Raw genomic sequence first — 10,767 nt, forward strand, 5'->3', positions numbered from 1 at the left:
CCAGTACGATTTTTTCAATCTGAATGTGATTATTGCCATTGGCTACAACAACGACGGGCTGCGAGCTGTTGAATCATAAAGTAAGTTTCAAAAGCCGCACTAAAAATCGTTAATCCTAAATGCTTTCTGCAAACTGAGGAATGCAGAAAGCATTGCAGAAAGGATGCAGAAAGAAAATGACATGAAGCTGAGGTTGTTCAAAACACAAGCCATCCAGCGCCGCCAGAAAATGCTGCTTTGGCTTGTATCAAGTAAGAGTGGCAAACTAGCCACTTTCGGCGATCAGCAAAACGATCCGGCTCGTCATTGAGATCGCCCTTGAAATAGTCATCGAAAGGACACGGCATGGCCCACCTGCTACGCATCGTGATGATTCACGGCCACCTGGAAGGCGTGGTCGAACTGTGTGTGGACGGCCACACCAATATTTGCGGCACCAACGCCTCCGGTAAAACCACGCTACAGCGGCTGGTGCCGGTGTTTTACGGCGAGCTACCCAACAAGGTCGTGCCCAAAACGCGCATGAAGTTTGATGCGTTTTACCTGCCTAATCGCAACAGCTACCTGGTGTACGAATACCGCCGCGAAGCGGGCAATATCTGTCAGGCGGTGCTCACGCGTAAACAAGAAGGCGGGGTGGAGTACCGCTTTGTCGGCGCGCCCTACCAGCCGGAAGACTATCTGGTCGAGAGCGAGGCGGGCGTGGCGGCGCTGGACTACACCCAGTGGGCCAGCGGCCTGCGGCGTAACGGTACGCCGGTATCGCCCAAGCTGGGCGCGACCTCTGAATTTCGCTCGGTGATCCAGAACGACTTTACCCAGTTGCACGGCAACAGCCGCGACGGCCTCAAGCTGCGTCAGATCGCGTCGCAGTTCAGTCTGGTCAAACCCGAGCGGCGCATCCGTCATATCGAAAAGCTGGTCTCGGCGGTGCATGCCAAAGAGGGCAAGATGGACACCCTCAAAACCATGCTGGCGGCGATTTTCGAAGAGGATGGCGTCGAGCTGCCGGTGACTCGGATCCGCAACACCAAAGCGCGGGAGTGGATCGCCCAGATGCGCCAATCCATGCGCCTGGAACCGCTGCAGGCCTCTCTCGCCCGGCTCGCCGGTATCGACCGCGAACTCGCCGACCTAGATGCCACCCTGTGGCAACTGAAGCCCCAGCTAGAAGAGGACCGCCAGAAAGCAGAGCGCCAGATGGCCGATGTGGATGCTGAGCTTGCCCGCCATCACCGCGAATTCCAGCAGCGGGAGAGCGACTATAGTGAGGCGCGGGATAAGCTAAACGACCGCCACAGCGAAGTGGTCAGCGATTTACAGCAGACCCAGCGCCGCCTTAACGACCTGCAAACCCAGTACGAGCAATACGCCGAGGCAGACATGCCTGCCCTGGAGCGCGACATCAACGCGCTGCCCCAGTGGCGGGAGCAGCGCGACCAGCTGCGCACCCACCTGAACGTGATGCAGGACGCGGTAAAAGAGAGCCAGGCGCGCCTGGACGGGCGGCTGCGCGAGCTTTCAGAGGCGCTGGCCCGCCAGACCCGTGAATCCCAGGAGCTGATCGACGCCCTGGTCGAAGAGAAAGCCCTGCGCCGGGAGCAGCAGTGGGAGTCCGAACAGCAGCTTAACGAGCGCTACCAGCAGGAGCGCCAACGCCTGGAGGGCGAGTATCAGGCGCAGCTGGAACTCGGTGTCGAGCAGCTAGCCGAACTAAAAGCGCAACTTTCGCTCTCGACCCAGACCGCTGAAGAGGCTTCCGAGGCGGAGCTTGCCCAGGCCCGCCTGGATCAGTCCCAGCAGGAGCGCAACGCATCGGCCGCTACCCTGGATGGCCTGCGCCGGGAGTTTGAAAGCCGCAAACGCGAGCGCGACAGTGCCGAACAGCAGCTGGTGCAGCTTCGCCAGCAGTTGGAGCGCGCCGAGCAGCGCTGCTACGCGCTCTATCAGCAGCGCGACCCGGAGCAGGGCAGCCTGCGCCACTTCCTGCGCTACCACCGCCCCGGTTGGGAGCAGCAGCTAGGCAAAGTGATTGCCCCGGAGCTGCTGGAGCGGCGTGACCTCGCCCCGCAGCTGGCCGAAGGCGCTAGCGATGACCTGTTCGGGCTGGCGCTGGATCTTTCCGCCATTGCCCTGCCAGATTACGCCCAGGACGAAGCCAGCCTGCTGGCCGCTATCGAAGAGGCGGATGGCGCCAAACGGCGGGTGCAAACGGAGAGCCAGGCCGCCGAGAAAGCGCTCAAGCAGCATAACGAGCGGGTACAGCAGGCTGATGAAGCCCAGGATCAGGGCCGCATGGCCCACAAGCGCGCCGAGCAGGAAGTCGAGTTTGCGATAGAGGCCCGCCGCCAGCAGCAGGAGCGCCATACCAAGCGTCAGCAGGAGCGTCGCGCGGCTCATCAAACCGCGTTAGCCAGCCAAGAGCAGGCGCAAAAGGAGCTGCGCGAAGAGAAGCAGCAGGCGCTCACCGCCCTCAGCGAGACCCATCAAAGTCAGCTGCTGGAGCTCAAGGCCGACGGCCAGAGCCAGGTGGATAGCCTGGATGCCCAGCTGCGCCAGTATAAACAGCAGTTGAGCGACGCCAACAGCGAACACCAGCGCCAGCGCGCGGAGCTGGAAGAGGCCTTTAGCCAGGAGCTGGCCGAGCAGGGCGTCGACCCCGCCAAGCTAAAAGATACCAAGGAGCGGCTGGCAAGCCAGGATGAACGCATCCGCGTCACCGCCGCCCGCCAGGATGAGCTCACCGAGTACACTCGCTTTATGCGCGTCGAGTGGGGCCAGCATAAGCCCCAGCTGGTCGCCCAGGAGGCAGAGCTGGAGCAGGCGGAGCAAAAGCTGCAGCGGGATAAAGAGCACCTGAAAAATGACTTCCAGGCCGCACGCAAAACTCACCAAAGCACAGTCAGCACACTGAAAACCCAGCGGGAGAGCGAATACGCCTGCCTGGAAGCATTGAAGCCGCTACTCACCCAGCTGGAAAGCTTGGCCATCGAGCCCGACGGCCAGGCGTCGAGTGCGCCAGTCGGTGATGTGGACGAGCGCATCGAGCGCGCCCGCCAGGCGCTGGGTAATCGCCACCAGCTCATCGAGCAGCTGCGCCGTGGCTGCCTGGAGGTGGAAAGCCAACTGATCAAAGACGCCAGCAGCGGCTTCGCCGAAGCGCTGGAGAGCGAACGCAGCAAGCTGCAAAGCGACAACCCCCGGCTACAGCTGCCGCTACTGCGCGATATGCTCAAACTGCTCGAAGATCAACAACAGCAGCTGATTCAGGAAGGCCGCAACCTGAGCGACGACCTGGATAAATTCTTCACCGTATTCCGCGATCTGAACCGGCGCATCAGCGCCCAAAGCCGCCGGCTTTCCGAAGAGGTCGCCGACGATCTGCGCCTGGAAGGCATCACCAAGGCCGAAGTGCGCATCCAGTCCACCATCGATGAGCTGGGCTTCTGGGAGCCGCTAAAGCTGTTCGCCCAGCGCTACAAAGAGTGGCGGGAATCCGGCCAGACGCTACCCAGCGACGACTACCTCAACGCACTGGCGGACGTGGTCGATTTGCTGCGCAGCGACCAGCAGTACAGCTTCGAAAGCCTGCTGCGCCTGGAACTGCACCTGAACGAAGGCGGCACCGACCTGGTGATCAAGAACGACCGCCAACTGCTGGAGTCCTCCAGCCACGGCATGGCGTATTTGATTCTGTGCAAGTTCCTGCTCGCCTTTACCCGCCTGCTGCGTGGCGATGCGGAAATTGCCATCCACTGGCCCATCGATGAGATCGGCACCCTGGCGTATCACAACGTCGAAAAACTGTTCGACGCCTGCGACAGCAACCGCATTCATATCGTCGGCGCCTTCCCCAACCCCGAGTCCGATGTATTGCTGCTGTTCGCCAACCGCTACCTGATCGATCGCGATGAGGCCAACCCCAATAAGCGGGTGTTAAAACGCATCGAGCCACGGCTAAGCCGCCTGGCCGAACGGCTCCAGGAACGCCAGCAGGAGGTGACAGTATGATCGAACATGGCCCACTGCTAGAGCGCCTGCTGGCCGGGGAGTTTGTCTGCCCGATCAGCGATGAAAGCGGCTATCGTCATCTCACCAATGAAGAGACCCGGGAAGAGATCGACACCTACCTGCGGCCGCTTAACCGCCGCCTGGCCAGCAATGAAGATGGCAGTGTCTACTTTCTGGCCTGGCGTCAGCTCAATGACAACGCCCGCGATCAGCTCTCCCGCCAGCTCGGCGATACCCTCAATAGCCTGCTGCCGCTGCTAGAGTGGCTGCAGCTGGTTCAAGAGGCGCTGGGCCGCGATACTCTGGCTGCCCCCGGCGATGTGCTCAAACCCGCCGAGTTCAGCGCCAAGTGCGAAGACAACCAAAGCCTGCGCGAACGCCTGGAGCGCCTGGCTACCGATAGCTTTTTCGGCTCGCAAAGTGACCAGCTCGATGCCCAGGTAAAGCAGGTCTTCAAGCGCCTGAAAGAGCACGGCTACCTGCTCCAGCCCCATTCAGAGCGGCAGGTGTTCGTGGTCACCGGCAAGATCGACTACCTGGTGGATCTGGTGCGCTTTATTCGCGATGAAGAGAACCTGCCCATCGAAGAGGGCAGCGAGGAGGGCTCCGGTTCCCAGGAGGCCCTGCTGTGAGTTCGAACGGAGAACACGCTCTGGAAAGCCGCCTGCTGAAAACCGGCAGCGAACGGCTGGCGCTGCTCGGCAAGCACGCCGATGTACTGATGCAGGCCTACACCCGCGATGAAGTACCGCTGGAATCGCTCAGCGATAGCGCGCTGCGCAAGCTTCTGGCGGCGCGCATCCTTTGGCGACCGGATGAGCAGAGCGGCGTGAAGCTGGCGCCCAAGGTGCGCGAACTGATCGCCGAGATGCTCGCTGACGAGACCCGCCGCCATGTGAACGCCGACGTGGCGGAAACCCTGGAGCTGATTCGCGCCCTGGTCCACAGCTACCGGGAAGCGCGCAGCCGCGGCGAACACTGGCGGCTGGAGCAGCAGTTGATGCGCCTGCGCCAGGAAGTCGACGACCTGAACGGGCGCTTCGCCGATGCCATCGACAGCTTATGGCAGCGGCTGAATAGCGATTTTGGTTTCGTCAGCCAGCTCAACGACAAAATCCGCGAGAACGACCGCGCCCAGAAACAGATCGCAAGGCTGCTGGATGGCCTGGCGCTAATCGACTTCGACGAACTGATCGAACTGGTGGGCAGCGATGGCAGCCTGCGCAAGCTATTGATCAGCCAGCTACAGCAGCAGTTAAGCCACCACTACACCGGCCTGCGCGAAGTGCAGCGGCGCTTGATCGAGCTGATGGCGCGCTTTCGCAAGCAGCAGGCGCGCAGCCGCCTGATCAGCGGCATGGCCGCCTTTATGCGCGAACACCCCGGCTTTGTGCCCGGCAACTATGCAAGGCGCAGCGAAGTGCCAGGGCTGGTCAATCAAGCCGCCCCGCTAAGCGCCGCCGCCGCCCCGGCGCTGGATCGCAACCTGGATAGCCGGTTGCTCGCCGATCTGCTGCACCAACTACCCCAGCCGCGCCACACCACGCAAACGGTTGAAGCCGCGGCGCCTGCCCAAGCCCAAGAGAGCAGCCTTGCCGCCGCCCGCCAGCAGGCGCTCAAGCAGGATGTGGAACACTTCTATTTAAGCGTGATCGACCAGCCCCAGGCGGAGCCGGTCAGCGCCCTTGAATACCTGCGTGAAAGCCCGCTGGAATGGCCGGATGAAATATGGCTCTTCCAGGTGATTTCCGAATACCAGGGCCTGCCGCGCAGCGACCAGAAGGCGTTTCGGCTCAAACAGCAGGAGAGCCAGGCGAGCCAATTCAATCACCTGCGCCTGATCCACGATGTAGAGCTGCAGCTGGCCGTATGAACCTACCCAGCCGCGCACGCAATGGCCTTAACGGTGTGGCCCGCGAACTTCTCCGCCAGCCCGCGGTGGAAAAGCCGCGCCGCCAGTGGGTAGACGACGTAGTGGCCTGGTGCCAGCAGCACGACATTGACCTGGCCTCGCGAATCAACAGTAAAGCGCTGCGCTTTGACGCCGCCTTGCTGGCGCAGATTAATGACGTTCTAGAGAGCGCCCGCATAGCGCCGCTAGGCCGATCACTCAGCGGCCTGCCCAGCAGCGCCCAGGCGAAAGAGGGTGTAGAGGAAAACAAAGCAACCCGCGAAAGCCCCCGCGCAAGGCGGGTACTCGTCAGCTTTCCGCCTCAACCAACAACAGGGCTTGCCAACGAACCACGGGCTATTCGCGATGTAGATGTAATGGGGCTAAAGCTGAGCGCGTTCAGCGCCCTGATTCAGGTCGAAAATCTGGACAGCTTCTATGAGTTTTCGCCGGAACAACCGGCGCTAAGCGGCTACGCAAATCCGCTGGTCGTCTACCGCGGCGACAGCCACTATGGCGGCGGCTTCGCCTTACTCGCCGAGGCGTGGCACAAAACCCGCCGAACACATATCTACGCCGGTGACTTCGATGTAAAAGGCGTCACCCTAGCACTGGACAACAAGGCCACGCATATACTCCTGCCCGGCATTGAATGGCTTACTCAAAACGACACGCCATTGCATGTGCCTGCTGAACAGTTTCCTTACCAACGGCGGCTGCGCAAATACCTCGCGGCTCTACCATCCGGCCACCCACTGCGCGACTATCTAACGTTGTTGCTGGAAAAGCAGCGGGGGCTTAAGCAGCAGTGGTTTGGTGTGGAGATGGTTTGTGTGGCGCTTAGTTAAAAGCTGTCTTGTTGTGACAGCCACTCAATTTCACTATTTCCCACTTTGACCAGGTTGGCCGCAGACTGGCTTTTCGGCGTCAAAGGCCTATACCCATAGTGAAGTCGTCCTTTTCTAGGCTGTGTGATTAGGCAGAGCTAAACGCGCCGGTACGCGACTTTGGGATATGCCGCCTATTTTTTCTTTGCCTTCAGGCGAATCAGTGGGATAGAGTCAAATGAGCTGGCTTTATACCCTCACTGAATGAGCGCGCACGTTTATTGAGGTTATGCAGACAGCCGCATAGTCACTGTTAGACAGAAATAAGCATTCGGGTTTGTATTGGCTTTTGTGGAGATATAAGTTGAACTCTGATAATTTTAATTCGACTCAAGATGGTTTGATGAGTACTCGGGTATATGACTGGGCAGAGAAATATGCATGGCCAAGGTTTTCCTGCATCATGCGCTGGATTGTAAGGGCCCTGTCACCTACTTGGTGGTTTGCCACCCATGCTAAAGCGGGGGCCTTCGGGCATGATAGAGCAAAGGGTATAATTCTTAGAAATTATTTCTACCTTAGTTACGCTATTATTGTTGCACTCGTTTTTGGCATTTTTACGCACGGTATCTCGACGGATAACTATCCGCTGAAATATCAGTTGCTAGTATTGTTATTTTTGTATGTAGTCACCTGGGCAAGATGTAACGAAATATTGTTCGCGTTCATCGTGGATGCGCTTGATAAGACAAAAGACGCTAGTGATGGCGGTGTCAATAATGAAAGTAGTTTAACTTATAGGAAGCGAATAAAGCTTGCACTACTTAGCTATATTGAGCTAATTATCAATTATGCGGTTATATATTTTATGATGCCTCCTAGTTGGTTTGGTGAAGAGAAATTTGGAAATATCATTGATGCAGTTTACTTTAGCGGGGTCACGATAACCACATTGGGGTACGGTGATTATTCACCGTCGTTCTGGGTGGCTAAGCTTCTCGTAATTCATCAGGTTCTAACTGGGTTCACTTTGGTTATTGTTAGTTTTGCTGTTTATGCCGGAAAGGGTTTGGCGGCGTCTTCCGAAAATGTAAGGTCTAACGAGTGAATGAACCCGATAAGACCTTCCGTGCTTCGCCCTCCAGGCCTTTCGGGTTATTCTGTCGCTATATGATAGTCGTACTGAATACTATTAAGAACCAAGAAGAGGAGTGGGAAATGCGTATAAACAAGCGAAGGATATTTCCTGAAGGAAGATGAGCGTGGCTGGAGAAAATAGCGGTGGTCCCAAGCTTCATGAAGTTGAGCCACGAGAGAACGTTGGAAGGGAAACCATTGCCCGTTATCAGGCTCAGTTTCGCGGAGCTGCTTTCGAGTGCTTGTCATTGTTGGAGGATGAGGCACTAGACCGGGTCTATTGTGATTACCAGGACGATTTCGTGTCTCGCATCAATGTCGACGGGAACTATGTTTATAATTTCTTTCAGGTCAAAACCAAGGGCAAGTTGAATTACCAATGGTCTGTCAATGACGTCCTAGGGATAAGGAAAGGCGCCAATGCATGTGAACCAGCCAAGATTACTGATAGCTACGTTGGAAAGCTCCTTATCCACACTATCAGATTTGAGAACTCCTGTGGAAGCGTCGTTTTTCTCACTAACGTCCATCTGAATGACGATTTAGAGGAGTTGCGTGATGCAATACAGGACGATAGCGATAACAAATATTACAAGTTGTTGCTTGAAAATTTTAATGACGCATTGAGCCCAAGAGCGCCAATAGAAGATCAGAATATTATTGAGCATATTAGGAAACTTAAGCTTAAATCGAATATTTCCTATTTAAATCCACACGATGATAAATTCTTCTCTGAGGCAAGAGAGACCATCTATCAGTACAGTGAAATAGATTTGCAGCGTTCAGAGTGTGAGGAAATAATTAACAGTCTTATATCACTTGTTGAACGGAAGTCGTTAGGGAAACTATTAGGTGAAATCGGAGAAGAGGATCTCGATGATATAGCGGGTGTTAGTCTTGCCGAAATGCTCGATATTTTGAGTATCTCCAAAGCGGCTTATCAGAGTTTAAGAGATAGCGGCGACTCACAAGCCATCAAGAATGCTTCGATTATTCACAGGTTGATGAGTAAGGCTGGTGCGTCAGAACGAATGATAGAATTCGTATCTGGCTGTAAGGTTCGATGGGATATATGGTTTAGGGATAAACGTCATACTATCCCGGAGTTCGATCTGAATTTTATTCTTGAAGAAATAGAGAATAATGCTGCAGAGTGGGTTAAGTCTGGGGAGGATCTGCCAATTCTTCGAAGTCGTATTGATAAAGTATTGTCAGCTTTGGATGGCGAAGACTTGTCTGCCACTCTTGATCGTGAACTCCTTCTCGGCGCTGTTTTCTCATTTATAGTTAGAGGGAACGCGTGATGGATTACGAAGAATTCTTTCAAGAAGCATCTGAAAAAGAAATTGTATTGTCTTTAGATCAATTCAGTGATTCAGTATCTCACCGGCTCAGTAATGAGGCGCTTTTTCATCTCCCCTTGCTCGCGATGACTATTCTCTTGTTGTCCAAAACACGCCGTAAGCCGAAGTCAGACGAACTAGGTCAGTTGATTGGCGAGTGCTTTGAACGAACGTTTTCAGGCTTTAAAGGTTCCTCCCAACACTTGGGATGGTCCGCAAACCTTAGGATGCGGACAGTCAAGGCGCTAACATTTCTTGAGACAGTAAGCCTTGTTGAAGTTGATCGCCATGATTCCCGCATTAAAGCTACCGATTTTGGGAAAAAGGTCGTATCAAAAGCAATAGACGTTCAATCAGACCTCGGTTATACGCTTCAGGTAATTGAACGTAATTATTTTGACTTACAAATAGAAAAGCAAATTGCAATGGATTTGGAATGAAACTTGTTAAATTAAAAATTCACCCTTCAGGGAAGGACGGTTGGGGTTCAAAGGACCTCGTGTTTGCTAGTGATATTACCCAGCTATATGGGCCGAACGGAGCAGGAAAAACGCCTGTCATTCATTCCATTGCCTTCGCGCTTGGATACCCTGTTCGATACAGGGACGATATTATGGCTAAATGTTCGTCAGCCAGCCTCACTGTAGAGCATGAAGGGGAATTTTTCATTTTCGAGAGGTCATTTTCTGATAAGTTTCACATAGAAGTGTCGGAGCGAGGCTCCAACGAAACGCGTATATTTTACAATGAAAAAGAGATTTCTGAGTACCTTTTTTCGAGACTTGGACTCTCGCCGCTTGCTCTGACAACTAATAAGAACGAGCCCACTTATCCTTATATATCGACATTTTTGCCTCTCTTTTACATAGACCAAGACGCTGGTTACACGAGTGCTTACAAGCCCCCAAGTAGTTTCATAAAAGATCAATACGCCGAGATGATCAGATTGGGGATTGGAATAGCACCAAAACATTCATTCGAGGCAAAACGTTTTCTCATAGAAAAGAAAAGAGAGCTTGATTTAGTAAATATTCAAATCGTTAATACTCAAGATTTTATTCTAAAACTCGAAGAGCAGTCTGATGTAGATAATATTTCCGCTGCAGAGCTCGAAGATGAGTTGGAACAATTGAGAGATGAATTTGAAGAGCTCCGTAATAGTTTTGATGCGACGAACGATGCAGATTATGTTCTACAAAGACTAATTCGCGAGAAGCAGGGTGAGCGGCTTAATCTCTCTGCTGCAATAAAAGACCTAGAAAGCCGGGTGTCAGGGTTCAACAAGATAAAAGACGAAATTGAGATCGAGATCAACACCTTATCTCTTAACGAAGAGTCTCGGCGACTTTTTAGTTCCTTTAAGGATATTTGTGCCACGCCAGGATGTGGTCTTTTTACCTCCAGCTCCGATTCTTATGGTAAAAATTTACTTTATCTTGCGTATTCCGCCCTATCGTGACCGCCCATTCCGTTTGAACGTGACCGTCTGTTCTGGATGATGGTGACCGCGCATTCCGTTTTATCGTGACCGATTTTGGGCAGTTTTCCGGAATCGCCG

8 protein-coding genes are annotated in these 10,767 nt (G+C 54.4%); all 8 read left to right on the forward strand.

What is annotated here, in order from left to right; genetic code table 11:
- Positions 1 to 345: 345 nt before the first annotated feature.
- The 8 genes from V8L70_RS04395 (at position 346) to V8L70_RS04430 (ending at position 10,668) form a co-directional block, all read left to right on the forward strand.
- Complete coding sequence (locus tag V8L70_RS04395) at positions 346 to 4,011, forward strand: ATP-binding protein (RefSeq protein WP_336268965.1); 3,666 nt, start codon at positions 346 to 348, stop codon at positions 4,009 to 4,011.
- Complete coding sequence (locus V8L70_RS04400; protein ID WP_022520046.1) at positions 4,008 to 4,643, forward strand: condensin complex protein MksE; 636 nt, start codon at positions 4,008 to 4,010, stop codon at positions 4,641 to 4,643. Before V8L70_RS04395 ends, V8L70_RS04400 begins: the two co-directional genes overlap by 4 nt.
- Complete coding sequence (locus V8L70_RS04405) at positions 4,640 to 5,884, forward strand: hypothetical protein (protein WP_101147291.1); 1,245 nt, start codon at positions 4,640 to 4,642, stop codon at positions 5,882 to 5,884. The genes V8L70_RS04400 and V8L70_RS04405 overlap by 4 nt, the downstream gene beginning before the upstream one ends.
- Positions 5,881 to 6,750: a DUF7281 domain-containing protein gene (locus V8L70_RS04410; protein ID WP_101147290.1), complete on the forward strand. Its 870-nt coding sequence runs from the start codon at positions 5,881 to 5,883 to the stop codon at positions 6,748 to 6,750. The genes V8L70_RS04405 and V8L70_RS04410 overlap by 4 nt, the downstream gene beginning before the upstream one ends.
- A gap of 343 nt (positions 6,751 to 7,093) precedes the next feature.
- A complete protein-coding gene (locus V8L70_RS04415; protein ID WP_157826561.1) occupies positions 7,094 to 7,837 on the forward strand; it encodes a potassium channel family protein in 744 nt (247 codons plus the stop codon).
- 154 nt (positions 7,838 to 7,991) lie between these two features.
- The gene (locus tag V8L70_RS04420; RefSeq protein ID WP_157826560.1) at positions 7,992 to 9,170 is read left to right on the forward strand and encodes a dsDNA nuclease domain-containing protein; all 1,179 of its coding nucleotides are present in this window, start codon (positions 7,992 to 7,994) and stop codon (positions 9,168 to 9,170) included.
- The gene (locus tag V8L70_RS04425; protein ID WP_101147287.1) at positions 9,170 to 9,649 is read left to right on the forward strand and encodes a hypothetical protein; all 480 of its coding nucleotides are present in this window, start codon (positions 9,170 to 9,172) and stop codon (positions 9,647 to 9,649) included. The genes V8L70_RS04420 and V8L70_RS04425 overlap by 1 nt, the downstream gene beginning before the upstream one ends.
- Complete coding sequence (locus tag V8L70_RS04430) at positions 9,646 to 10,668, forward strand: AAA family ATPase (RefSeq protein ID WP_336268966.1); 1,023 nt, start codon at positions 9,646 to 9,648, stop codon at positions 10,666 to 10,668. The genes V8L70_RS04425 and V8L70_RS04430 overlap by 4 nt, the downstream gene beginning before the upstream one ends.
- The last annotated feature ends 99 nt before the right edge of the window (positions 10,669 to 10,767 follow it).

It is taken from the genome of Vreelandella arctica, assembly GCF_037070215.1.
Taxonomy (GTDB): domain Bacteria; phylum Pseudomonadota; class Gammaproteobacteria; order Pseudomonadales; family Halomonadaceae; genus Vreelandella; species Vreelandella arctica.

Coding starts and splice junctions, on each gene's coding strand:
- V8L70_RS04395 (WP_336268965.1), top strand. CDS start 346: ATGGCCCACCTGCTACGCATCGTGATGATTCACGGCCACCTGGAAGGC.
- V8L70_RS04400 (WP_022520046.1), top strand. CDS start 4,008: ATGATCGAACATGGCCCACTGCTAGAGCGCCTGCTGGCCGGGGAGTTT.
- V8L70_RS04410 (WP_101147290.1), top strand. CDS start 5,881: ATGAACCTACCCAGCCGCGCACGCAATGGCCTTAACGGTGTGGCCCGC.
- V8L70_RS04425 (WP_101147287.1), top strand. CDS start 9,170: ATGGATTACGAAGAATTCTTTCAAGAAGCATCTGAAAAAGAAATTGTA.
- V8L70_RS04430 (WP_336268966.1), top strand. CDS start 9,646: ATGAAACTTGTTAAATTAAAAATTCACCCTTCAGGGAAGGACGGTTGG.